Raw genomic sequence first — 24440 nt, 5'->3', positions numbered from 1 at the left:
CGAGTCGGATCAGGGGATCAGCTGCTCGGGCACCTCGACGCCGCGCTCCTGGTAGTAGCGGTAGGCGCCGGGGTGTAGCGGGGCATCGACGCCGATGAAGGCTTCCTCGATCGTCAGGCCGTCGAAGATCGGGCTGGAGTCGCGGATCTCGTCGATGTTGTCCCACACCGTGCTGGTCAGCCGGTAGGCGGTCTCCTCGTCGAGGCTCTGATTGACCAGCGCCATCATGGTGAAGGCCAGCAGGGTGATGGTCTCCTCCTCGTTGACGGTGTTGGCGTAGGTGTCGTTGGTGATCTCCACCGGCAGCATGCCGGGAGTGGCCATCAGTTCCTGCCAGGTATCGCTCGCCAGGCCCTCCTCGCTCATGCCGAGGAAGCGGATCGGGTTGACCAGGGAGTACTGCTCGATGGAGGCGGAACCGATCTGCGAGCCGCTCACCAGCACGTCCACCTGGCCGTCGGAAAAGGCCTGGCCGGAGCCGCCCCAGCCGAGGGTTACCGCCCGATAGCCCTCGTTGGGGCGCATGCCGGTGTTGGCATGGATCACCTGCTCGATGGCGGTGCTGGCGGCGCTGGCGGCCGGCCCGATGTAGACGTTCTTGCCGGCGATGTCGTCCCAGCTCTCGATGCCGCTGTCGGCCCAGGTAAAGACATGGTAGGCGCCGTGGACGAAGCCGAACAGCGAGTGCAGGTTGTCCGCCGCCTGGACGGCCTGGTCGCCCATCTCGCCATACATGCGGGTGCCTTCCCCCATGTAGCCGTAGAGCTCGGTGGGAATCATCGTCATATCGATGCGCCCGGCGCCCAGCTTGACGCCGGTCATGGCCAGGTTCTGGCCGGTGCTGAGCTGGATGTCGAGGTCGTGGTCGCGGCTGGCCAGGGTGCTCATCAGGGTGGCCAGCTGGGAATTGAAGGTGGCGGGGTTGCCGCTTTCGGCGCGCAGGGTCTGGGCCTGCGCCTGGGCGGTGGTGAGGGCCAGGGCCCCGGCCAGCGCGGTGGTGGTGAGCAGTGTCTTGAGCGTCATGGGTGGCTCCGGGCGTGTCGTTGTGGGGTTGTTATTGCCGCGGCGACGGGGTGAGCCGCCGGCGTCACGGTTGGCCTCAGTCTGGGCTGGCGCGGTGCCCGAGGACCAATGCCATTCCACGGCGTGGGTATGCGTTTTTTCTATCAGGGGCTGGACGGGAGCGCCCGGCTGACCGTCAACAGGGTGTCGCGCAGGGCACTCAGGGCCGGGCTGGGGGCACTGTCCTCGCGCATGGTGAGGCCGATGGCCCGGGGTGGGCCCTGCAGGCGCAGCGGCAGATAGGCGAGGTGCCCATCCTGCACCTCGTAATGCACCTGGTAGGGGGAGATCAGGGCGAGGCGGTCGCTGTCCCGCAGCAGGACGCGGATGACGCCCAGGTTGCCGGCCTCCACCACCGGCGTCGGCGGGGTGATGCCCAGGGTATTGAACTGCTGGTCGAAGCTGTGGCGGGCGGGTGTGCCCCTGGGGGGAGCGATCCAGGGCCAGTCGAGCAGTGCCTCCAGGGCCAGGTCGCTGTGCCCCATCAGGGGGTGCCCGGGACGCGCCACGGCGACCAGGCGGTCATGCAGCAGTACCTGCTGGGTCATCTCCTCCTCGGGATCGATGCGGTGCAGCACCCCGACCAGGACATCGATCTCGCCGCTGCGCAGCGCCTCGAAGAGGACGTCATAGGTGCCCTCGTGCACGACGACGGTGAGCCCCGGGCGCTCGCGCAGCAGGGCGTCCACGGCGCGCGGCACCAGCAGGGAACTGGTCAGCGGCAGGGCGCCGATGACCACCCGCCCCTGGGCCTCGCCCCGCCAGGCGGCGATATCGTCCTGGAGCAGCGCCATCTCGCGCAGGGCCACCTTGGCGTGTCGGGTCAGCAGGGTGCCGCCGGGGGTGGCGATCAATCCGCGCTGGGTGCGCAGGAACAGCGGCGTGCCGACGCGTCCCTCCAGGTCGCGCAGGCTGGCGCTGACGGTGGGCTGGGTGAGCGCCAGGCGCCGGGCGGCCTGGCGCTCGTTGCGGGTCTCGGCCAGGGTCACCAGCACGCGCAGATGACGCAGGGAGAGGCGCTGGGCCAGACGGTGGAAGTGGCCCTTGAGCGGCAGCTGGGCCAGTTGCCGCTCGGCGCGGGCGAACTGGTGGAGAACGCGACGGCAGCGGTGGGTCACCAGCTCGCCGGCCTCGGTACAGAGCATGCCGCCGTGGTGGCGCTCGAACAGCGACAGGTCGAGGGTCTTCTCCAGGTCGCGAATCGCCCGAGAGACCGCCGGCTGGGAGAGGTTGAGGGCCTCGGCGGCGCCGAGCACGCTGCCATGCTCGGCGACGGTGGCCAGGGCGCGCAGGCAACGCAGGCTGGGCAGGCTGTCCATGGCCTCAGCCGGCGCGGCGGATCGGGCCGAGGTGGGGATCTCTCCCGGGTCGATCATTGTCGCTGAGCTCCAGCAGCCGATCGATGCTCATGTCTTCAATACGCATTCGATAGAGTCTCGGGCGCCGGAGTGGGCGATGCAAGGGCCATCGCACCCTTGGGCTACCAGACGTCCTGCAAGCCCGGGAACCGAAGGCCACGGGCTCTGGGAGCATCGCCTTCCGCTTGGGGGTGTCGATTCCACAAGCACCCGCTCGACTGGATCAGGAGACAAGTGAAATAGCGGGTGTCTGCAAATCGACGGAGCTGGAAATGATGAAACTATACGGAACACCCCCGACCCGTGCCCTGCGTGCCATCTGGTTGCTCAACGAACTGGGCCTGGAGTACGAATTGCTCCCGGTGAACCTCTTGCAAGGAGAGAACCAGCAACAAGACTTCCTCGCCCTCAACCCCGCCGCCAAGGTCCCCGTGTTGGTCGACGGGAGCCTCGTGGTAACCGAATCGGCCGCGATCCAACTCTACCTGGCCGAAAAGTATCCACAGGCGGTATTCATCCCGGAGACGGTGGAGGATAGAGCCCAGATGTATCGTTGGATTTTCTTCCTGGTGACCGAGATCGAGCAGCCTCTGTGGCGTATCGCTCGTCACACGTTCATTTATCCGGAAGAGAAGCGATTGCCTCAGGATGTCGACTTGGCGAGGCAGGAGTGTTTGGAGATGGTGGCAGTGCTCGAGAGACACATGAAAGAACGCGAGTTCATGGTTGGCGACCGACTCAGCGTGGCCGACTTCAATGCCGCGTATACCCTGGACTGGGCGAACGAAGAGAAAATGCTCGACGGCGCACCGCGGTTGAGAGAGTACCTGAAGACGATGTACTCCCGCCCTACTGCCCCGCCAACCATCGCCGAGGCGTTCGCGGCGATAAAAAGCTAGACCGTCACCGGCGACGTGCTCTTCAACCCGCAGGCCCTCCACGGCCGCTGATCGACAGCCGGTTCGCGGCCCATACAGCGGGACCGCTGATGAGAAGCGGGGAAGGTCCCGTTACAGCGTCTCTTCCAGAAGCATGGCGAGCCGCTTGTGATGCAGGGCGTCGGCGATCGCGTCGTAGGCGGGGGCGTCCTTGGCCGTGAAGCCGTGGGCTGCCCCCTTGTAGAGCTCCGTGGTGAAGTGCACGCCGGCCTTGGCCAGTGCCTCGTCCAAGCGGGCGATCTGCTCGGGGGGCAGAAGCTCATCCTGGTCGGCGTGGCCGAGATAGACGCGCCCCTCGATGGTGCCGACCACCTGGACGGGGCTGTACGGGTCGTCGGCGCCCGCCAGCCGGGCCGAGTGAAAGCCGGCCGCGGCGGCGACGCGGTCGGGGTGTTCGGCCGCCATGCGCAGCGCGAAGGAGCCGGTCATGCAGTAACCGACCACGCCTACCTGGCCGTCCGCGAACTCGGCCTCGCTATCGATGCAGTCGAGGAGGGCGACGAAATCGCGGGATTGCGCCTCGGGCGTCAGGCGGCCGGCATACTCGAACAGCGTCGGACGCACGTCCGGGTCGCGGAAGGACTTGCCCTCCGGCACGACGGGGCCGCGCGCATTGCGGTAGTAGACGTTGGGCATCAACACGGCATAGCCGTTGTCGGCTATCTGCTGGGCCTTCTCGTGATAGCAGGGGCGCAGCCGCCGATATCGGTGAACAGCACCACGCCTGGCAGCGGGCCTCCGGCGCTCCCGGGCGTGAAGAGATGGGCGTCGATGGTGCCGTCGGCGGCAGGAATGTCGATAGCGCGAGACATGAGCGGGCTCCGGGGTGTCGATGGGGATGGAGGTCGTCAGGGACGCAGGTCGCCCAAGACGCATCTAACCAGAGACAGGCCCCGTTGACGAGGGTCGTGACTCTCCCGCCCCGATGCCGAGCTGTTCGGTACCTCGCTCTGGTTCAGCGCCAACAGCGCGGCGGACGACCTGATGCGCACCTGGCACGTCATGGCGCGTCTTTGATGCTCAGCCGGTGTTGCGCACCGGCACCCGGCTCAGGTGGTTGTTCTCGTCGGCCAGGGTCTGCAGCAGCCGGCACAGCGTCTCACGCTCGTCCGCTTCCAGGGGGGCGAGGATCTCCTCCTGCACCTCGGCCACGGAAGGCTCGGCGGCCCGGCGCAGTTGCCGGCCCGCTTCCATGAGGGTGACCAGCATGGAGCGGCGATCCTCGGGGTTGCGGTGGCGGGTCACCAGGCCGCGCTCTTCCAGCTTGCGCACCACCACGGCCACGGTGTTGCGATCCAGGGCCGTATGGCCGCCCAGGGTGATCTGGTCGATGGCCCCATGCTCCTCCAGCGCGCAGAGGATGATGTACTGCAGTTGGGTCAGGTGGTAGGCCTCGCACTTGCGCAGGAAGATGGCGACGCTGATCTGGTGGCAGCGCCGGAGCAGGTTGCCGGGAAATCGGCTGGCCTCTGAGAAGGGAGCTGCGGTCATGGTCGCGTTCTATTCGAGGGTGGAAGGGGAGCGATCGACGGCCACTCGCCGTATCCGGCAGGTGGCCCCGTCGCTAACTTAGCAGAGTGCGTTGCCCCGGGCATCCGCCGGCTGTTCGAGCGGTGAGCGCTAACGGAAAACGCTGACCAGCCAGGGATTGAAGATGGTGACGAGGATCACCAGGCAGGCCGGAGTCCGCGGTGAGGGCGGCGGCGAATCCCTTGTCGTAGCCGTCACGCTCCAGCTCCGGGGTCATCACCCGGCTCATGATGGCGATCTGCGCCGTGGCCGAGCCCATGATCGACACCAGCATCAGGTTCAAGGGGATGATGCGCATGTTCTTGCCGGCGAAGGCGTGCAGCCCCTTGCTCTCCAGGTTGGCCAGCACCGGGGTGCTGGCGGCCAGCAGGGAGGCCGAGAGCAGCGTCAGGGCCAGGGGATGACGGATAGGGTCGACACCCTTCCGGAACATCGATGCCGGGGCACAGGACGCCGGGTCTTGGCGGAAAGTCGTATTGTTCGCCGCGATATTGATCACAATACTGATTATTATCACCGTAGCGGATTGCCGCAGCGGACCCTACCCCTGATGGTTTATCAACAACGACCCGTAGAACACGGGATGGAGTGAACAGATGCAGTACTTCCTCGACGGTTACCGCAGTGGCGACCCGCGGATTCAGCCCGCGGCCGAAGGACGCGGCGACGAGCAGGGCCCGCTGCCGGAGGAGGTGGATGTCCTGATCGTCGGTACCGGTCCGGCCGGTCTGCTGCTGGCCGCCCAGCTCTCGACCTTCCCGGACATCGTCACCCGCGTGGTGGAGAAGGCCGACGAGCCTCTCGAGGTGGGACGCGCCGACGGCATCGCCTGCCGCACGGTGGAGATGTTCGAGGCCTTCGGCCTGGCCGAGCGGATGACCAGCGAGGCCTACTGGGTCAACGAGACCCACTTCTGGGGCCCGAGCCCCGGTGACAAGTCGCGGATCACCCGGCTCGGCCGCGTGCAGGACGTGCGCGACGGCCTCTCCGAGTTCCCCCACGTGATCGTCAACCAGGCCCGCCTGCTCGACTTCCTGCTGGAATACATGCACAACTCCCCCAGCCGCCTGCGGGTCGACTACAGCCACGAGACGCTCAAGGTGGCGGTGCCCGAAGACCCCGACGAGTGCGTCACGGTGACGCTCAAGACACCGGAGGGCGAGAAGAGCGTCCGCGCCAGGTACGTGGTCGGCTGTGACGGTGCGCACAGCGTGGTGCGCGAGTCCATCGGCCGCGTGCCCCAGGGCCACGGCGAGGACAAGGCGTGGGGCGTGATGGACGTGCTAGCGGTGACCGACTTCCCGGACATCCGCTTCAAGTGCACGATCCAGTCCGCCGAGGCGGGCAACATCCTGCTGATCCCCCGCGAGGGCGGCTACATGGTCCGGCTCTACGTCGACATGGGCAACATCGCCCCGGACGCCTGGCTGACCAAGGAGGAGGTGTTAGCCAAGGCCCAGGCGGCGCTGGCCCCCTACACCTTCGAGGTGAAGGAGGCCGCCTGGTTCTCCGTCTACCGCGTCGGTCACCGGGTCACCGACAAGTTCGACGATGTCGACGACGACCAGATGGAGAGCCGCACGCCGCGGGTCTTCATCGCCGGCGATGCCTGCCACACCCACACCGCCAAGGCCGGCCAGGGCATGAACGTGTCGATGCAGGACACCTTCAACCTCGGCTGGAAACTGATCTCGGTGCTGGAGGGGCGCAGTCCGGCCAGCCTGCTGCACACCTACAACGCCGAGCGCCACGTGATCGCCGAGAACCTGATCGAGATGGATACCCGCTGGTCGCGGGCGATCGGCGCCGCCCAGGACTCCGACGACCCGCAGGCGGCCATGAAGGGCCTGGCCGAGGTGCAGCGGCAGTTCGTCACCAACAGCGAGTTCACTGCGGGCTTCGCCACCCACTATTCGCCGGACCTGCTCACCGGGGACGACACCCACCTGGGGCTCGCCACCGGCTTCCCGCCTGGTCGCCGCTTCCATTCGGCCGAGGTCATCCGGCTCGGCGATGCCAAGCGGATCCACCTCGGGCATGTCCATCGCGCCGACGGCCGCTGGCGGCTCTATGCCTTCGCCGACATGGTAGACCCGAGAAGCCCGGGGTCGCGGTTCAACCAACTGATGGACTTCCTCGCCAGCGAGGAATCACCGATTCGCCGCTTCACCCCGCAAGGGGCCGATCCGGACGCGATCTTCGACGTCCACGGCATCATCCAGCAGTCGCACCTCGAGGTGGACTGGGCCGACATGCACGACGTCCTCAAGCCGCACAAGTGGCCTCTCGGGCTTCAGGACTACCAGAAGGCCCACGCTCCGGTGCTGGGTACCGACCAGGACATCTTCGACCTGCGGGGCATCGATCGTGGGGCCGGTGCGCTGGTGGTGGTGCGACCGGACCAGTACGTCTCCCTCGTGCTCCCGCTGGATGGCTTCGACGAACTCACCAGGTTCTTCTCCCGTTTCATGGTGGAGCCCGACTGAGTACGCCATCTCGCCCTTACACCAGACTCGCCCCCGGTCAGCTCGCCTGGCCGGGCTGCCGAGTCGGAGTGTGAAGCAAGCGTTGGTGTGATCGGTGGGTTGAAGGTGCCTCGGCTTAGCGCGCCGGAGGGTCGCCAGGCGTCATACCAAAGTCGGGTATCGGGAATGGTGGTGGACTGGACTATAATCCGGAGTCAAATAGATTGTCATCACCACTGTTTAATAAATAAACAAATACAACCCGACCGCTGAGGTGACTCATGACGACCCGCCCCCTGTTCAAGACCCTCGCCATCGCCGCCACCGTGGGCAGCCTGGCACTCGCCGGCCATGCCCAGGCCCGGGACCTGCGCATGGCTCCCGGGGTCCCCCCGGCCCACCCCGCCCACACGCCGCTCTACACGGGCTTCGTGGAGCTGCTCGCGGCCGAGTCCGATGGCCGGTTGGGGGGACAGATCCTCGGCGCCGAGATCGCCTCGATCGGTAACATGCGCAACGCCATTCGCAGCGGCCTGGTGGAGACCGGCCTGTTCCTGCCGGCCTACTTCCCGGCCGACCTGCCCGAGATCAACCTGGTCGGCGACATGGCCCTGCTCGGTACCAATCCCTATGCCATGGGCGCGGCCATGACCGAGTACATCGCCACCTGCGAGGCGTGTCAGGAGGAGCTCAAGCAGCTCGGCGTCGTCTACACCAGCTCCCACTCCACCGATACCTACCAGATCCTGACCACCCGTCCGGTCAGCTCGGTCGAGGACCTGCGCGGCCTGCGCCTGCGCGTCGGCGGGCCCCAGTACTCGCGCTGGGCCGAGGCCATGTCCGCGACCCCGGCCTCGATCCCGGTGGGAGACACCTTCGAGTCCCTCTCCCAGGGCGTCATCGACGGCACCGTGGGCTCCATCGCCGACATCATCTCCTTCCGCCTCGAGGATGCGATCGATCACGTCACCATGCTCGACCTGGGGACCTTCCACAGCACCATCTCCCACGCCGTGGGGCAGCCGGTGTGGCAGTCGCTTTCGCCCGAGGATCGCGAGGCGGTGGTGCGTGCCTCGACCCGAGCCAGCGCCCGGGCGATCCAGCGCTGGGGCTACGAGATGACCGACGAGGCGTACGAGCTGGCCGGCGAGCACGGCATCGAGATCCTCGAGCCCAGCGACGACCTGATCGAGGCCAGCCGGGCCTTCGGTGAGCAGGACCTGGCGTACGCCGCCGAGCAGGCGGAGGAGCGCTACGGGGTGAGCGATGCCCGCGCCAAGCTCGATCGCTTCGTGGCACTGGTCGACAAGTGGAATGCCATCGTCGAGGAGGCCGGCGAGGATCCGGAGCGGGTCGCGGACGCCGTGAATCGCGAGGTCTGGGACGGAGTGGACTTCTCCACCTACGGGACCTGATGCCACGCCGCCCGACGCCGGCTCCCCGGCTTCGGGCCCGCCCAAGATGCAGGAGATTCCCCCATGGCCGCTTTGTATCGCCTGTCGAACCGGGCCGCCGTCGGTCTGGCGCTGCTGGGTACCCTCGGCATCCTGCTGATGGTGGTGCACGTCACCCTGGATGTGGTGCTGCGCTCGACCCTCTCGGTCTCGATTCCCGCCACCGTGGAACTGGTGACCCGCTACTACCTCATCACCCTGGCGCTGCTGCCGCTGGGCTGGGTGGAGTGGCGCCGCGAGATGATCGCCGTGGAGGCCCTGGAAGGAGTGATGGGGCAGTGCCTGGTGCGCATCTCCGATGTGCTGGTGTCACTGCTCTCGGCGGTGGTCTATGCCGTGCTGGCCATCGCCACCTGGGGCAAGGCCATGGAGCAGTACGCCATCGGCTCCTACGTGATGTCGCTCAATTTCCCCATGCCGGTATGGCCGACCTACTTCGTGCTGCCCATCGCCTTCGCCCTGGCGGCGGTGGTCTGTGTCGTACGGGTGCCGTTCCTGGCCAGGGGCGCGGCCCACCCCGCCGCCGCGCCAGATGAAAGGTAATCCCCATGTCCGTTGATGTCGGCTTCTACGGTCTCGCCATCCTGCTGCTGCTGCTGGCGCTGCGGGTGCCGGTCGCGCTCTCGCTGATCATCGTCTCGCTGGGCGGCATGACGGTGATGTTCGGCTGGCAGACCACCATCGGCATGCTCTCGTCCACGCCCTATGAGTTCATCGCCAAGTGGACGCTCAGTGCGGTGCCGATGTTCCTGTTGATGGGGTTCGTCTGCTACCACGCCGGGATCACCAACGGCCTGTTCAATGCCGCCAAGGTGGTGTTCCGCTGGTTGCCGGGGGGCGTGGCGATCTCGAGCATCTTCGCCAGCTCCGGCTTCGCCGCGGTGAGCGGCTCCAGCGTGGCCTGCTCGGCCGCCATGGGGCGCATCGCCATTCCGGAGATGGTCAATGGCGGCTACAAGCCGAGCTTCGCCTGCGGCACCATCGCCGCCGGTGGCACCATCGGCGCGCTGATCCCGCCCAGCATCCTGATGATCGTCTACGGGGTCTTCGCCCAGGTGTCGATCACCCAGGTGTTCCTGGGCGGCATCACCATCGGGCTGCTGACGGCGATCAGCTACAGCATCGTGATCCTGCTGGTCAGCTGGCGGCGGCCGGATATCGTGCCCCGGCAAGCGGCCGACGTGCGCGATATCAGCGCCCGCCAGGCGCTGGTCGAAATCTGGCCGGTGCTGGTGCTGGGCTCACTGGTGTTCGGTGGGCTGTTCTCGGGGGTCTTCACCGCCACCGAGGCCGGGGCCGTGGGGGCCGCCGGGGCGATCCTGATCGCCCTGGTCCTGGGGCGCCTGAGCGGCAAGGCGATGAAGGCCGCGCTGCTCGAGACGCTTTCCACTACCTCGGCGCTGCTGATCATCGGCGTCGGCGCGAGCATGTTCACCCTCTTCCTGAGCCTGAGCGGGCTGGCCGGCCACATCACCGGCATGGTGACCGGCTGGGATCCCACTTATCTCGAGCTGATGCTGGTGGTGGTGCTGATCTACCTGTTCCTGGGGCTGTTCATGGAGCCCTTCGGCGCCATGCTGGTGACCCTGCCGGTGCTGCTGCCCGTCTTCGAGCTCTACGACGTCAGCCTGATCTGGTTCGGCGTGGTGCTGGTGAAGCTGCTCGAGATCGGCATGATCACCCCGCCGGTGGGCATGAACATCTTCGTCATCAAGGGTGTGGCGGGCCAGTACGCCTCGCTGATGGACATCTTCAAGGGTGTGGCGACCTTCCTGGTGGCCGACATCGTCGTGGTTGCCCTGGTGATCTTCTTTCCCCGGATCGTGCTGGTGCTGACCGGCGGCTGATCCGGGCAGGCCCTGCGCCGCGGGGCCCCTCGGCATGCGCCACGCAACATAATGTTTGTTGTATATATAATATATATGTCAACAGATTAAATATCCCACGCAAGAGGGTCGAGAGAGTGAACAAGATCATCGACAGCGCTACCGCGGCGAGCCTGATCCGGGATGGCGACACCGTCATCTGGACCACCGCCGGCCTGTGTGGCTTCGCCGAGGCCGTGGCCACGGCGTTGGAGGCGCGCTTCCTTGCGACCGGCGCGCCCCGCGACCTCACCCTGGCCCATAGCTGCGGCTGTGGCGATGGCAAGACCCGCGGCATGAACCACCTGGGGCACCCCGGCCTGGTCAGGCGGCTGATCAGCGGCCACACCGGCCAGGCGCCGCGCATGGGCGAGCTGATCCGCGAGAATCGCCTCGAGGGCTACCTGCTGCCCCAGGGCGTGCTGGCCCACCTGTGGCGACACATCGCCGGCAGGAAGCCCGGGGTGCTCAGCAAGGTGGGGCTCGGCACCTTCGTCGACCCGCGCCTCGAGGGCGGCAAGGCCAACGCGGCCGCCGCGGAGGACCTGGTCAGGCTGGTCGAGCTCGAGGGCGAGGAGTGGCTGCTCTATCGCACCTTCCCGGTGGACGTGGCGGTGATACGCGCCACCACCGCCGACGAGCGCGGCAACCTCAGCCTGGAGCGCGAGGCGATCTTCCTCGAGCAGCTCTCCATGGCCCAGGCGGCGAAGAACAGCGGCGGCATCGTCATCGCCCAGGTGGAGTACCTGGCCCAGCAGGGCAGCCTGCACCCCCAGCGGGTCAAGGTGCCGGGCGACCTGGTGGACCATGTGGTGGTGGCCGAGCCCGAGCAGCACATGCAGACCATGGCCACCGGCTACAACCCGGCGCTCTCCGGCGACCTCAGGGTGCCGCTGGGCGGCATCAGGCCGATGCCCCTGGACCCGCGCAAGGTGATCGCCCGGCGCGCCGCCATGGAGCTGGTGCCGGGCGGCATCGTCAACCTCGGCATCGGCATGCCCGAGGGGGTCGCCAGCGTGGCGGCCGAGGAGGGCGTCAGCGACCTGATGACCCTGACCACCGAGCTCGGCACCTATGGCGGCGTGCCCGCCAGCGGCGGCGACTTCGCCACCTCCTACAACGCCGAGGCGATCATCGACCACGGCTACCAGTTCGACTTCTACGACGGCGGCGGCCTCGACGTCTGCTTCCTGGGCCTGGCCCAGACCGACCACGAGGGCAACCTCAACGTCAGCAAGTTCGGCGACAAGGTGGTGGGTCCGGGCGGCTTCATCAACATCAGCCAGAACGCCCGCAAGGTGGTGTTCTGCGGCACCTTCACCAACGGCGGCGAGGTGGTGGTCGAGGAGGGACGCCTACGAATCCGCCAGGAGGGGCATCGCCGCAAGTTCGTGCAGCGCGTCGACCAGATCACCTTCAGCGGCCGCTACGCCCGGGAGACCGGCAAACCGGTGCTGTTCGTCACCGAGCGCTGCGTCTTCGAGCTGCTCGACGGCGAGGTCACCCTCACCGAGGTGGCGCCGGGCATCGACATCGAGCGCGACATCCTGGCGGCCATGGACTTCGTACCGCGCATCGCCGATGAGCTGCGCGAGATGCCGGCCGGCCTCTTCCAGCCCCGCTGGGGGGACCTGCGCGAGCGGCTGACGCGCGACTGAGCATCAGGGTTGGGGCCGCGTTGCCGTGCTATCGGGACGGGCCCCCTTTTTCCCTTCCATCACGGTAATGGTTTCAGAGGTGAGCATGTTCAAGAACGCCTATATCCCCTACGGCGGTTACTACTCCAGCCCCTTCTGCAAGTGGATGGGCAGTCTGGCCGACGTGAACTCCATCGAGCTGGGCGCGGCCACCAGCAAGCGCTGGTTCGCCAGCCGCGACATCGATCCCGCGATCATCGACTACCTCTACCTGGGGGTCTCGGTGGGGCAGAAGTCGATCTTCTACGGTGCGCCCTGGGCGGCGGCCATGATGGGCGCCGGCCAGGCCCCGGGCCAGAACGTCACCCAGGCCTGCGCCACCGCCACCACCTCGGTGTTCAATGCCGCCCTGGCGGTGGAGAGCGGCAGTTTCGACACCACCTACTGCCTGCTCGCCGACCGCACCTCCAACGGCCCCCACACCATCTGGCCCAACCCCAAGGGGCCGGGCGGCGAGGTGATCGCCGAGAACTGGAACATGGACAACATCGCCGCCGACCCGGCCACCGGCAAGGACATGCTGACCACCGCCGAGAACGTCGCTCGCGAGCATGGCTTCAGTCGCGAGCAGGCCGATGAGCTGACCCTGCGCCGTTATGAACAGTACGCCGAGGCCCTGGTCGACGAGCGTGCCTTCCAGAAGCGCTACATGTTCCCGCTGGAGGTGGCGGTCTCGCGCAAGGAGACCCGGCTCGTCGAGGCCGACGAGGGCGTGACCGCCACCAGTGCGGAGGCCCTGGCCAGGCTGCGCACCGTGCAGCCCGCGGGCATCCACACCTTCGGCGCCCAGACCCACCCGGCCGACGGCAACGCCGGCATCATCGTCACCACCCGCGAGCGGGCCGCCGAACTCGGCACCGACCCCCGGCTGGCCGTGCAGGTAGTGGCCTACGGCCATGCGCGAACCCAACCGGCGTATATGCCCATGGCGCCGGCCACCTCGGTGCAGCGTGCCCTGGACCAGGCCGGCCTGACCCTCGACCAGATCAAGACGGTCAAGAACCACTCGCCGTTCATCGTCAACGACCTGCACCTGGCCAAGGCGCTGGGTCTCGACGCCCACGGCTTCAACAACTACGGCACCTCCCTGGTGTTCGGCCACCCCCAGGGCCCGACCCTGGCGCGGCTGCTGATCGAGGCCATCGAGGAGACCGCGCTGAAGGGCGGCGGCTACGCCCTGGTCACCGGCTGTGCCGCCGGCGACTCGGCAGCCGCGCTGATCGTCAAGGTGGGCTGAGTCCTCTCCGGTCATTCCGACCGGGATCGCCCGCCAAGGGAGCCGGCGGGCGTGGACACAAGAAAGCAAGGGACACGAGTTGCACGTTGCAGGTATCGGTTTCCATGTCTTTCCGAGATATCGAAGCCGCCTTAATGAAAACAATACGGAGATTGAAAAGGATGGTAAACAAAAAAAGACTTGCCATGGCGGTCGCGCTTTCGGTCGTTTCTGCGCAGGCCTGTGCCCTGGATCTTGGAGAGGTTGGCGGTGCGAGACTCAGTATCGGTGGCTATATCAAGGCAGAGGGAATCTTTGCCGATCCGGATGGTGATGACAGCTCCTTCGATGCTACTGCTCGGCAGTCACGGCTCAATTTCAAGGTCGACAAGGAGGTCGAGGGTCATCGTGTGACGGCCTTCGTGGAAGGTGACTTCTGGGATAATGCTACGGACGTCGACGATACCAGTTACGCCATGCGGTTACGCCATGCCTACGTCCAGGTCGACGACCTGACCCTCGGGCAGACCTGGTCCGGCCAGTTCTTTGCCAATGCGCCATTCGATGTCGAAATTCTCGACTTCTATGGCACGGGTGTTGGTAGCGTTTCCGGTAGCGGTGCGGTCGTCCGGCCTGACCTGGTCCTGCACTATACGCCGGGTGGCTTTCGTTTCAGCCTACAGGATCCGATCTACCGCGATGCCGACTTCCCGGACATGGTGGCAGCCTATACGCATCGAACTCAGGCGGGGCACGCCTTCAACGCCGCAGTCACTGGTCGAGAGGTCGAAACCGGCGTAGAGGATTCGAAATTTGGCGCCGCGTTCTCCCTGGCAGCGAAGCTCAATTTCGGCGACACCTCTCTTGCCCTGAGCGGCTACTCGGGGAAAGGTAATAATGTATATTCCGGGTGGGGGTTCAACGGCGCGACAAGCCCGCGGACCCTAGCCTCGAGTGGGGAGGTCAATACCGCTGGCGATCTGGTGAGCACCACAGGTTTTACTGCTGGTGTGAGCCATAGATTCAATGACCGATTCCGGGGAAATATTCGCTATGCCCAAGTGGAAGCGGATGAGGTGGCGCCGACCGTTGCTGACGACACCCTCGAGATGATGAACGTCAATCTGATCTATACCTACTTGCCAAACCTGGACTTCGGTATCGAATGGCGTGACCGTAATGCGCCGACCATGCCGCTGCGTCCGGGTGGGCAGCAGGTAGAGTTGATGGCGATGTACAGGTTCTAACTCGGGGCTTCAAGTTCTCTGTTCTGTTTTGATCGCTTGTATCAAGTAAGGCGAACCATCGGGTAGTTTGATGGTTCGCCTTTTTTTATATGATTTATAGGCCGGCTTCCGGAAAGCGAGTCAAGACCGCGCCGGCCTGGCGCAGAGTATGCCCATGGGCCCGGGCCTGGGGGGCCTGGGTGGCCATATAGAAGCGGGCCAGCTCGATGAGCCCCTGCAGGTAGTCGGCGTCGCCGTCGTCGGCCTGGCGGCGGGTGTCGGAGGCGAGCGCCAGGCGCGCCATCTGCCAGGCGCCGCAGGCGATGCCCAGCAGGTGCAGCAGCGGCACGGCGCCGGCGTAGAGCTCGGCGGTGTCGGCGCGGTGCTCGAGCAGCCAGTCGGTGGTCTCGTCGAGCAGGGTGGCCTGGTCGCGCAGCGCCTGCGCCAGGTCGCCGAGTCGCTCATGGCCATCGAGACGGGCGGCGGTCTCGCGGATATCACTGATCAGCTCGCGCAGGGTGGCGCCCTCCTCGCGGAGGATCTTGCGGCCCAGCAGGTCGTTGGCCTGGATGCCGGTGGTGCCCTCGTAGATGGTGATGATGCGGGCGTCGCGGAACAGCTGGGCGACGCCGGTCTCCTCGACGAAGCCCATGCCGCCGAACACCTGGATGGCCTCGTCGCAGAGGTCGTTGCCCACCTCGGTGCACCAGCCCTTGGCCACCGGCATCAGCAGGTCGACGTAGCGCCGGTGCTTGTCGGCGACCTCGGCGTCGGGGTGGTGGCGGGCGATATCGAACCAGCCGGCGGCGGTGTAGAGCAGGCCGCGCATGGCCATCAGCCGGGCGCGCATCGACACCAGCATGCGCTTGACGTCGGGGTGGACGAGGATCGGACGGCCCGTCGCGCCGCTGACGATATCGCGGCCCTGGACGCGCTCCCGGGCGTAGGCGAGGGCCGCCTGGTAGGCGCGCTCCCCCAGGGCCACGCCCTGCACCCCCACGTTGAAGCGGGCGTCGTTCATCATCACGAACATGGTGGCCAGGCCCTGGTGCGGTTCGCCGACCAGGTAGCCCAGGGCGCCGCCCTGGTCGCCGTAGCTCAGGGTGCAGGTGGGGCTGCCGTGGATGCCCATCTTGTGTTCGATGGAGATGCAGCGGATATCGTTCTGCTGCCCCGGCTCGCCCCGCTCGTCGAGCAGGTACTTGGGTGCCAGGAACAGCGACAGCCCCCTGACCCCGGGCGGGGCGTCGGGCAACCGGGCTAGCACTAGGTGCAGGATGTTGGGGGTGAGTTCGTGCTCGCCGTAGGAGATGAAGATCTTCTGCCCGAACAGGCGGTAGGCCCCGTCGTCCATGGGTTCGGCGCGCATGCGGGTGGCGGCCAGGTCGGAGCCGGCCTGGGGCTCGGTGAGGTTCATGGTGGCGGCCCACTCGCCGCTGACGATCTTCTCGAGCCAGGTGGCCTTCTGCGCCTCGCTGGCGGCGATCATCAGCGCCTCGGTCTGGCCCACGTTGAGCTGGGGCAGCATGGCGAAGGCCATGTTGGTGGAGAACCACATCTCCCACACCGGGGTGGAGACCAGCTTGGGCAGGCCCTGGCCGCCATGTTCCGGGGGCAGGGAGAGGCCGATCCAGCCGGCATCGCGGAACTGGTCGTAGGCCGCCTGCCAGCCGTCGGGGGTGATCACCCGCTCGCCCTCCAGGCGACAGCCCTGCCGGTCGCCGGTCTGGTTGAGGGGGGCGAGCACGCCGGCGGCGAACTTGCCGGCCTCCTCCAGCACGGCGCCCACCAGGTCGGGCGAGGCATCCTCGCAGCCGGGCAGCTCGGCGATTCCCTCGAGCCCGGCGAGCTCGTCGAGGATGAACTGCATATCACGCAGTGGCGCTTGGTAATCGATCATAGTTTCCTTACCGCGGGGCCATGCGAATGGCACCATCCAGGCGGATGGTCTCGCCGTTGAGCATGGCGTTGTCGACGATATGGCAGGCCAGGCGCGCGAACTCGTCGGGCTCGCCCAGGCGGCTGGGGAAGGGGATGGCGGCGGCCAGGGACTGCTGGGCCTCCTCCGGCAGGGCCTCCATCAGCGGGGTCTTGAACAGCCCCGGGGCGATGGTCATGACGCGGATGCCGTGGCGGGCCAGCTCCCGGGCGATGGGCAGGGTCATGGCGACGATGCCGCCCTTGGAGGCCGCGTAGGCGGGCTGGCCGATCTGGCCGTCGAAGGCGGCCACCGAGGCGGTGTTGATGATCACCCCGCGCTCGCCGTCGGCCTGGGGCTCGCCCCTGGCCATGGCCGCGGCGGCCAGGCGCAGCATGTTGAAGCTGCCCAGCAGGTTGATGTTGACGATGCGCGAGAAGGCGTCCAGGGGCAGGGGGGCGCCGTGGCGATCGACGACCTTGGCGGGGTCGCCGACCCCGGCGCAGTTGACCAGCCCCTGCAGGCCACCGAAGGCCTTGAGGGCGAGGTCCACCGCGGCCTGGGCATCGGCTTCGCTGGTGACGTCGGTGCGCCGGAAGCGGACGCGCTCATCCGAGCCCTGGGCATTGAGCTCGGCGGCCAGGGCCTCGCCGCGCTCGGTATTGAGATCGGCGATCACCACTTGGCTGCCAGCCGCATGCAGGGCGCGTACGGTGGCCTCGCCGAGACCCGAGGCGCCGCCGGTGACGATGAAGGTGTTGTCCTGGAATTTCATGGTGTTCTCCTTGAAGCGTTCAGGTGCGTGGGCCCTGGCCCTTGCTCTTGAAGAAGCTGCCGATGCGCTCGGCGACCTCGGGGCTGGTCTGGGTCAGGGCGGCGGTCAGTGACTCCACGAACAGGCCGTCGTCGCTGGACATGTTGTCGATGCGCGAGATGGCGGAGACCATCGCCCAGTTGGCCATGGGGGCGTTCTCGGCGATGCGGGAGGCCAACTGGCGGGCCTTGTCGAGGCTCTCGCCCTGGCCGACCACATAGTGGGAGAGGCCGAGGCGCTGCCCCTCGTCGGCCTCCATGACGCGGCCGGTGAGCATCATCTCGCACATGCGGTCGGGGCCGATGATGTTGGCCACTCGCACCGAGGCACCGCCGCCGACGAAGATGCCGTGGCGCCCCTCGGGCAGCTGGTAGAGGGTGCTGGATTCGGCCACCCGCACATGGGTGGCGGTGGCCAGCTCCAGGCCGCCGCCGATCACCGCGCCCTGCATGGCGCTGACCACCGGGACGCCGCCGTTCTGCAGGCGATCGAAGATACGGTGCCAGCTGCGGGAGTGCTGCATCACGCCGAAGGGGTCGCGATGCTGGTGCTCGGCCAGGTCCAGCCCGGCGCAGAAGTGCTTGCCCTCGGCGGTGAGGATGATCACCCGGGTGCCTGCCGGGGTGGCGACCAGCGCCTCCTCCAGGGCGCCGAGCAGGCGGTCGCTGACGGCGTTGCGCTTCTCCGGCCGCGCCAGGGTGATGGTGTAGATGCTGTCGTCCAGCGATGTCTTGACCAGGGTGTCGCTCATGGTGTTCCTCTGCATCAATGCTCGGTATTCAGGGTGATGACACGGGGATCGCCCGTGTCTTCGTAAAGGGCGTGGACCAGGTCGGCGCGACGATCCAGGACCCTGCGCTGGTTGATGTAGCCCTTGTCGGTGATCTCGCCGGCCTCCATCGACGGCGGCTCCTCGAGCAGCAGGGCGCGGGTCGCATAGGTGGAGCTGCCGCCGCCGCTCGCCTTCAGGGCGCGCATGGCCTCGCGCACGCGCTCGACGACCTCGGGCCGCGACAGCACGCTCGCCGCCGAGACGTCCTCGGGGAGGGCCGGGCAGAGGCGGCGGCACTCGGCCAGGTGGGGGACGATCAGGAAACCGATCTCGTCGCGGTCGTGGCCGGCGACCACGATGTCCTGGGCGACGGGCTTGAGGGCATCCAGGCCGGCCATGCGCAACGCGCCCACATGCACCCAGGTGCCGGTCAGCAGCTTGAAGTCCTCGCTGACGCGGCCATCGAAGAGCAGGCCCAGCTCGGGACGCTCGGGATCCACGAAGCGCAGCGCGTCGCCGATCATGTAGAAGCCCTCGTCGTCGAAGGCCTTGGCCGACAGTTCGGGCTGTTTCCAGTAGCCGGTGAAGACGTTGGGCCCCTTGACCCGCACCTCGAGCTTGCCCGCCGTGGGCACCAGCTTGAGGGTGCAGCCCGGCACCGGCACGCCGATCACTCCGGAGCGCTCCGCCGGGAAGTGGCAGTCGGTGCAGATCGGGGCGGTCTCGGTGGAGCCCCAGGAGGAGGCGATCAGCACCTCGCGGCCGGCGGTCTCCCGGGCCATTTCCTCGAGCTCGGTCCAGAGATGCTCGGGAAGCGCCGCGGCGGCGTAGAAGATCAGCTGCAGGCGCTGGAAGAAGGCCCGGCGCAGCTCGGCATCGTCGCGCAGCAGGGGCACCAGCATGTCGTAGGCGCGCGGCACGCTGAAGTAGTGGGTCGGCGAGACCTCGCGCAGGTTGCGGGCGGTCTTCCCGATCAGCTCCGGGGTCGGCTTGCCGTCGTCCAGGTAGAGGGTGCCGCCCCAGCGCAGGATGATGTTGAAGTTGTGGTTGCCGCCGAAGGTGTGGCTCCAGGGCAGCCAGTCGAGCAGCACCGGCGCTCGCTCGGCCAGGGTCGGCCAGAGCAGGGCCTTGGCGTGCTGGTTGGAGCAGAGCATGCGCTGGGTGTTGGGGACCGCCTTGGGGGCGCCCACCGAGCCGGAGGTGAACAGGAACTTGGCGATGGTGTCCGGGGTGATGGCGGCGAAGGCGGCCATCACCGCCGCGTCATCGGCGCGCTTCTCGAGCTCGGCGAAGGGAGTGGCGCCCTCGCTGGCGGCGCTGCGGCTGCCGGCCACCACCACCCCGTCGTGGAGCCCGGCGATGGCCTCCAGCGCCGGCCGATAGGGCTCGATGGGGTCGGCGTAGACCACCCCGGGCTGGAGCAGCCGGATCTGGCTCTTGAGCTTGGCATGGTCCCTGGACATCAGCGAGCTGCCCGGCGAGATCGAGCAGGAGGGCACGCCGATGTGCATGGCGGCGGTCATCAGCAAGGCATGCTCGATGCTGTTGTCCGAGAGGATCACCAGCGGGCGTTCGGCGGAGAGTCCCTGGCTCAGCAGCCAGCCGGCGATGGCGACCACCCGCCGGTGCGCCTCGCCGTAGGTGAGCTTGTTCCAGGCGCCCCGGGTGTCGCGCTCAGCCAGCCAGACGCGGTCCGGTGCCTCGCGGGCCCAGTGTTCCAGCCACTCGCCGCTGCAGCGGGCGTAGTCGTCGTTCAGCGAGATCGCGGAGTGCAGGAGCAGGGTGCCGTCGCCCCGGCGTTCCAGTCGAACTTGGGGGGCGGTGAAGGCAGGGGCTTGTGGTTGGTCGAGCGTGGAGGCTGTCATTATTGGCTCCTTGCCGTCAGGCTGAGCATTTATGTTGTTAGAAAATACTGTTGTGTGACTAAACAATATAGAGGTTACAACAGCTCTCCGAGCGGGTCATCACCCGGGGCTACGTCTTTGGTCGAGTGCGGGATCTTGGGTCGCGTGTGGGCCATGCCCGGCGAACGAACGAAAACGGCGGCTCGGGGGCCGCCGTGGGGCAGGGGGAGCGTCGTTACTCGGCGAACATCTCGAAGACCAGGCCGCGCAGCCAGCGGTTGCCGGCATCCTGATGGAAACGCCGGTGCCAGAAGAGGTTGATCGGGATCTCGGGGAAGGGCACGGGATGCTCGCGCATCGCCAACCGGAACCGCTCTCGGGTCACCTCGGCCAGCTTGTCGGTGACGGTCACCACCAGGTCGGTGCTGCTGACGATGTAGGGTACCGCGGCGAAGTGGGGAAGCTCGAGCCTGACCGGCCGGCTGACACCCGACCGGGCCAGCTGCTCCTCGACGATGCCATGGCCGGTGCCCCGGGCCACCACCACGGCATGCTGGGCGGCGACGAAGGCCGCCAGGTCGAAATCCCCCGTCGCCAGGGGGTGGTCCGCCCGCATCAGGCAGACATAGCGTTGCACGAAGAGCCCCTGCTGGTAGAAGCCGGCGCCGAGCTGGGGAATCAGGCCAATGGCCAGGTCGATCCGCCCCTCCTCCATCTCCCGCTTCAGGTCCTCGTTCTGGCTGCGTACCGTGCTCAGGCAGATGCCCGGGGCCTCCCGGGCCAGGCGTTGCAGCAGGCGGGGCAGGAAGATGATCTCGCCGATGTCGGTCATGGCGATGTTGAAGGTACGCTCGCTCACGGCCGGATCGAAGTCTTCCGGTCGGTTGAGGGTCTCCTGGAGGCGGGCCAGGGCCTCGGCGATGGGGGGATGCAGACGAGTGGCCAGCGGCGTCGGCATCAGCCCCCGCGAGGTGCGTTCGAAGAGCTTGTCGCCGAGCAGGGTGCGCAGCCGCTTCAGGGCGTGGCTGACCGCCGGCTGGGTGATGCCGAGACGCAGCGCCACGCGCTGGGTGTTCTGCTCCTGGTAGAGGAGGTCGAACACCACCAGCAGGTTTACGTCGATCTCCGACAGTTTGATCATGGCGTGCTCGTCGTCAGGGGCGGTTTTCTGGCCGACCCTGGTATTGGACAAAGGTCGAGTTCGGCTGAGCGAAAAATGATCCAGGTCATTGTTTCATCGATTTATTAGTCGTGCTTATGCAGTGAATGCAGGGGGCTGTGTGGTCGCCGACGAGCGGCGCGCCTAGCGTGAGGGCACATCCCCTGTCAGTTCACGAGAGCACGACCATGGTAGCCAACACCCAGCAAAAACGCCTTTCCATCGGCATCATCGGCGGCGGCATCGGCGGCGTGGCCTTCGCCGTGGCCCTGTCGCGGGATCCCGGCCTCGACGTCCAGCTCTTCGAGGCCGCACCGCAGTTCTCCGAGATCGGCGCCGGCGTCTCCTTCGGGCCCAACGCCGTGCGGGCCATCCAACTGCTCGGCCTGGAAGCCTCCTATCGTCGCATCGCCGACGCCTCCCCGGCGCCCTATGAGGACGTCTGGTTCGAGTGGCGGCGCTGGCACGACGACGCCTATTTGACCGCCTCCCTGGCACCCGGCTGCGGCCAGTCCTCGGTTCACCGGGCCGACTTCCTGGATGCCATCGTCGCCAATCTGCCCGAGGGGATCGCCCACTTCGGCAAGCGCTGTGTCGAGGTACAGCAGGATGGTGAGGGCGCCACCGCGCGCTTTGACGACGGTACCTCCTTCACTGCCGATATGCTGATCGGCTACGACGGCATCAAGTCGGCGGTGCGCGAGCATGTGTTGCCGCCGGCCCAGTACGGCGACCTCGGTCCGTTCTGGAGCGGCACCTATGCCTATCGCGGAATGATTCCCACCACACAGCTGGAGGCGGCGCTGGAAGAGCGGGGTGCCGACAGGCGGCTGGCGCTGGTGCCGCAGATGTACCTCGGCCCCGATCGCCACATCCTGACCTTCCCGGTGAAGCAGTCCGAACTGATCAATGTGGTGGCCTTCATCACCGACCGCTCCACCCCCAATCCCTGGCTGCCCGAGGGCGAGGCCTGGGTCACTGCCGTGAGCCAGGAGGAGATGCTCAGCGTGTTCGAGGGCTGGGGCGTGGCATCCCAGGCCATCCTGGCCTGCATTCCCGAGCCGACTCGCTGGGCCCTGCATGAGCTGCCGGAGCTGCCCTTCTATCACCGCGATCGGGTGCTGATTGTGGGGGATGCGGCCCATGCCATGGTGCCCCACCAGGGCGCAGGGGCCGGCCAGGCGCTGGAGGATGCCTATGTGCTGGCCAGCCTGCTCACCGACGAGGCCTGCGATCGGCACAACGCCCAGCAGGTCCTGGCGGCGTTCGAGGCGGTTCGCCACGTGCGCACCTGCCAGGTGCAGCGGACTTCCCACCAGGCGGGAGACCTCTACGAGTACAGCGCCCCAGGAATCGGCGATGACGAAGCGAAGATATCTTCCGAGCTGGAGACTCGTTTCGACTGGCTCTGGAATCACGATCCGCAAGACGACGTGGTCGCGGCCAGAGAGCGTTTGGGGTGGGAGTCCACCTCACTCACTGCCTTGGCCTGATGCCCTCCAGTAGGCATGGCATGCATGAATCACTATAGAAAATCCACAATGGAGCCTCCCCAATGACGATCAAGATCTTCGATACCCCGGAAGTCCAGGACTTCCTCAAGACCGTGGCCGGTTTCGACCAGGCGGGCGGCAACGAGCGCGCCAAGCAGGTCATGCACCGCCTGCTCTCCGACCTCTACCGCCTGATCGACGACTTCGACGTCACCCCCGACGAGTTCTGGTCCGCCGTCAGTCTGCTCAACGCCCTGGGCCACGAGACCCAGTTCGGCCTGCTGTCGCCGGGGCTCGGCTTCGACCACTTCCTGGACATGCGCCAGGACGCCATCGACGCCGAGGCCAAGCGCACCGGCGGTACCCCGCGCACCATCGAGGGCCCGCTCTACGTGGCCGGCGCCCCGGAGGCCGAGGGCTTCGCACGCATGGACGACGACGCCGACCCGGACGCCGAGGTGATGTGGCTGACCGGCCAGGTACGTGACGTCGACGGCACGCCCATCGCCGGGGCCAAGGTGGAGGTGTGGCACGCCAACTCCAAGGGCGGCTACTCCTTCTTCGATCCGACCCAGAGCGAGTACAACCTGCGCCGCACCATCGTCACCGACGGCGAAGGCCGCTACTGCGCGCGCAGCACCATCCCCTCCGGCTACGGCGTGCCGGAAGGCGCCCCAACCGACGTGGTGCTCAAGGCGCTGGGCCGTCACGGCGAGCGTCCGGCGCACATCCACTACTTCGTCTCGGCGCCGGGTCACCTGCACCTGACCACCCAGATCAACCTGGCCGGCGACCCCCACACCTGGGACGACTTCGCCTTCGCCACCCGCGAGGAGCTGGTGGTGGAAAGTAAGCGCATCGAGGACCAGGGCGAGATCGCCAAGCGCGAGCTGGACGGTGCGTTCGCCGAGGTGGTGTTCGACGTGGAGCTGGCCAGGACCGACAAGCCCGAGCTACAGACACGTCACGCCCGCCCGCGGGCCAAGGAAGACGTCCAGGATCAGGCCAGCCAGTTGGCCGGTACTGCCAAGGTCTGACGCGCGGACGAACCTCCCCGTTCGCTCCTTCCCCTCGACACGGCGCAAGACCACCGGCACCCGGGGGCCGGGCCAGCCCCTGCCCCGAATGCCGATACCAACGACAATAATCCCTGGAGCACACCATGAAGCATATCGAAAAGGGCGTCGGTCTCAGGTCCGCACCCCGCGACTTCATCCGAGACCTCAACGTCGATAACGTCAGCGCGGGTCTCGTCGCTGGCATCTTCGGCCTCAGTGCCGGCATCATCCATATCAGTGCCGGCACCGCCGCGGGGCTCGATTCCCACTTCATCATGATCTGGGTCATCAGCTACCTGATGATCAACGGCCTGTTCGGCCTCGTCATGCCGGCCTACTACCGGCTGCCCCTGCCCATGGCCAACTCCATCCCCGGAGCCCTGCTGTTCGCGGCGATCATTCCCGTGGTCGGGCTCGAGGCGGCCCTGGGCGCCACCCTGATCGCCGGCGCCATCTCGCTGGTCGCCGGCCTGGCCGGGGTGATGGGCATCGTCATGAAGCTGATCCCGATGCCGATCGTGATGGGCATGGTGGCCGGCATCCTGCTCAAGTTCGGGCTCAACATGGTGGC

General features: G+C 67.0%; 21 protein-coding genes. 11 read left to right on the top strand and 10 right to left on the bottom strand.

The annotated features are described in order from the left end of the window. Nucleotides 1–9: 9 nt before the first annotated feature. Both QLQ85_RS03760 and QLQ85_RS03755 read right to left on the bottom strand, forming a co-directional pair. A complete protein-coding gene (locus QLQ85_RS03760) occupies nt 10–1023 on the bottom strand; it encodes a TAXI family TRAP transporter solute-binding subunit (protein ID WP_282737773.1) in 1014 nt (337 codons plus the stop codon). Nucleotides 1024–1166: 143 nt separating this feature from the next. Continuing rightward, nucleotides 1167–2438 carry a LysR family transcriptional regulator gene (locus QLQ85_RS03755; protein ID WP_282737772.1) on the bottom strand — a complete coding sequence of 424 codons (1272 nt, stop codon included), beginning with the start codon at nt 2436–2438 and terminating at the stop codon, nt 1167–1169. Nucleotides 2439–2692: 254 nt separating this feature from the next. On the opposite strand from QLQ85_RS03755, the gene QLQ85_RS03750 reads away from it, so the two are divergent. Then, on the top strand, nt 2693–3319 hold the full coding sequence (locus tag QLQ85_RS03750; protein WP_282737771.1) for a glutathione S-transferase family protein: 627 nt from the start codon (nt 2693–2695) through the stop codon (nt 3317–3319). Nucleotides 3320–3430: 111 nt separating this feature from the next. Here the strand turns inward: QLQ85_RS03750 and QLQ85_RS03745 are convergent, their stop codons facing one another. From QLQ85_RS03745 to QLQ85_RS03735, 3 genes are all read right to left on the bottom strand, one after another. Next, nucleotides 3431–3994, bottom strand: a complete 564-nt coding sequence (locus QLQ85_RS03745) for a dienelactone hydrolase family protein (RefSeq protein ID WP_282737874.1) — start codon at nt 3992–3994, stop codon at nt 3431–3433. Nucleotides 3995–4378: 384 nt separating this feature from the next. Beyond that, entirely contained in the window at nt 4379–4849 is a 471-nt protein-coding gene (locus QLQ85_RS03740) for a MarR family winged helix-turn-helix transcriptional regulator (RefSeq protein WP_282737770.1), read from the bottom strand. A gap of 73 nt (nt 4850–4922) precedes the next feature. Then, nucleotides 4923–5321 (bottom strand): TRAP transporter large permease subunit, encoded by a 399-nt coding sequence (locus tag QLQ85_RS03735; protein ID WP_282737769.1) that lies wholly within the window; start codon nt 5319–5321, stop codon nt 4923–4925. 163 nt (nt 5322–5484) lie between these two features. Here QLQ85_RS03735 and QLQ85_RS03730 point away from each other — a divergent pair, with 163 nt between their 5' ends. The 7 genes from QLQ85_RS03730 (at nt 5485) to QLQ85_RS03700 (ending at nt 14832) form a co-directional block, all read left to right on the top strand. After that, complete coding sequence (locus tag QLQ85_RS03730) at nt 5485–7374, top strand: FAD-dependent monooxygenase (protein ID WP_282737768.1); 1890 nt, start codon at nt 5485–5487, stop codon at nt 7372–7374. A gap of 260 nt (nt 7375–7634) precedes the next feature. Further along, nucleotides 7635–8768 (top strand): C4-dicarboxylate TRAP transporter substrate-binding protein, encoded by a 1134-nt coding sequence (locus QLQ85_RS03725; protein ID WP_282737767.1) that lies wholly within the window; start codon nt 7635–7637, stop codon nt 8766–8768. 63 nt (nt 8769–8831) lie between these two features. After that, nucleotides 8832–9350 (top strand): TRAP transporter small permease, encoded by a 519-nt coding sequence (locus tag QLQ85_RS03720; RefSeq protein ID WP_282737766.1) that lies wholly within the window; start codon nt 8832–8834, stop codon nt 9348–9350. A gap of 5 nt (nt 9351–9355) precedes the next feature. Beyond that, the gene (locus QLQ85_RS03715; protein WP_282737765.1) at nt 9356–10654 is read left to right on the top strand and encodes a TRAP transporter large permease; all 1299 of its coding nucleotides are present in this window, start codon (nt 9356–9358) and stop codon (nt 10652–10654) included. Between the two features lie 116 nt (nt 10655–10770). After that, nucleotides 10771–12330, top strand: a complete 1560-nt coding sequence (locus QLQ85_RS03710; protein WP_282737764.1) for an acyl CoA:acetate/3-ketoacid CoA transferase — start codon at nt 10771–10773, stop codon at nt 12328–12330. Nucleotides 12331–12415: 85 nt separating this feature from the next. After that, nucleotides 12416–13606, top strand: coding sequence for a thiolase family protein (locus QLQ85_RS03705; RefSeq protein WP_282737763.1), 1191 nt, complete (start codon nt 12416–12418; stop codon nt 13604–13606). Between the two features lie 161 nt (nt 13607–13767). Further along, on the top strand, nt 13768–14832 hold the full coding sequence (locus tag QLQ85_RS03700; RefSeq protein ID WP_282737762.1) for a hypothetical protein: 1065 nt from the start codon (nt 13768–13770) through the stop codon (nt 14830–14832). A 94-nt stretch (nt 14833–14926) separates the two neighbouring features. On the opposite strand, the gene QLQ85_RS03695 is transcribed toward QLQ85_RS03700, so the two are convergent. From QLQ85_RS03695 to QLQ85_RS03675, 5 genes are all read right to left on the bottom strand, one after another. Then, nucleotides 14927–16711 (bottom strand): acyl-CoA dehydrogenase, encoded by a 1785-nt coding sequence (locus QLQ85_RS03695; RefSeq protein ID WP_282737761.1) that lies wholly within the window; start codon nt 16709–16711, stop codon nt 14927–14929. A 7-nt stretch (nt 16712–16718) separates the two neighbouring features. After that, nucleotides 16719–17504, bottom strand: coding sequence for a 3-hydroxyacyl-CoA dehydrogenase (locus tag QLQ85_RS03690; RefSeq protein ID WP_282737760.1), 786 nt, complete (start codon nt 17502–17504; stop codon nt 16719–16721). Between the two features lie 19 nt (nt 17505–17523). Further along, complete coding sequence (locus tag QLQ85_RS03685) at nt 17524–18294, bottom strand: crotonase/enoyl-CoA hydratase family protein (RefSeq protein WP_282737759.1); 771 nt, start codon at nt 18292–18294, stop codon at nt 17524–17526. Between the two features lie 14 nt (nt 18295–18308). Beyond that, nucleotides 18309–20180, bottom strand: coding sequence for a feruloyl-CoA synthase (locus QLQ85_RS03680; RefSeq protein WP_282737758.1), 1872 nt, complete (start codon nt 20178–20180; stop codon nt 18309–18311). A 214-nt stretch (nt 20181–20394) separates the two neighbouring features. Further along, nucleotides 20395–21300 (bottom strand): LysR family transcriptional regulator, encoded by a 906-nt coding sequence (locus QLQ85_RS03675; protein ID WP_282737757.1) that lies wholly within the window; start codon nt 21298–21300, stop codon nt 20395–20397. Nucleotides 21301–21506: 206 nt separating this feature from the next. Here QLQ85_RS03675 and salA point away from each other — a divergent pair, with 206 nt between their 5' ends. From salA to QLQ85_RS03660, 3 genes are all read left to right on the top strand, one after another. Further along, a complete protein-coding gene (salA, locus tag QLQ85_RS03670) occupies nt 21507–22811 on the top strand; it encodes a salicylate 1-monooxygenase (protein ID WP_282737756.1) in 1305 nt (434 codons plus the stop codon). A 62-nt stretch (nt 22812–22873) separates the two neighbouring features. After that, nucleotides 22874–23848, top strand: coding sequence for a catechol 1,2-dioxygenase (catA, locus tag QLQ85_RS03665; RefSeq protein WP_282737755.1), 975 nt, complete (start codon nt 22874–22876; stop codon nt 23846–23848). 125 nt (nt 23849–23973) lie between these two features. Continuing rightward, the coding region (locus QLQ85_RS03660; protein ID WP_282737754.1) for a benzoate/H(+) symporter BenE family transporter at nt 23974–24440 on the top strand (467 nt) is incomplete at its 3' end.

The organism is Halomonas kalidii, assembly GCF_030010475.1.
GTDB lineage: Bacteria > Pseudomonadota > Gammaproteobacteria > Pseudomonadales > Halomonadaceae > Halomonas > Halomonas heilongjiangensis.
The sequence above is the reverse complement of the archived record's forward strand: the minus strand, read 5'-3'. Positions and strand labels throughout refer to the sequence as shown.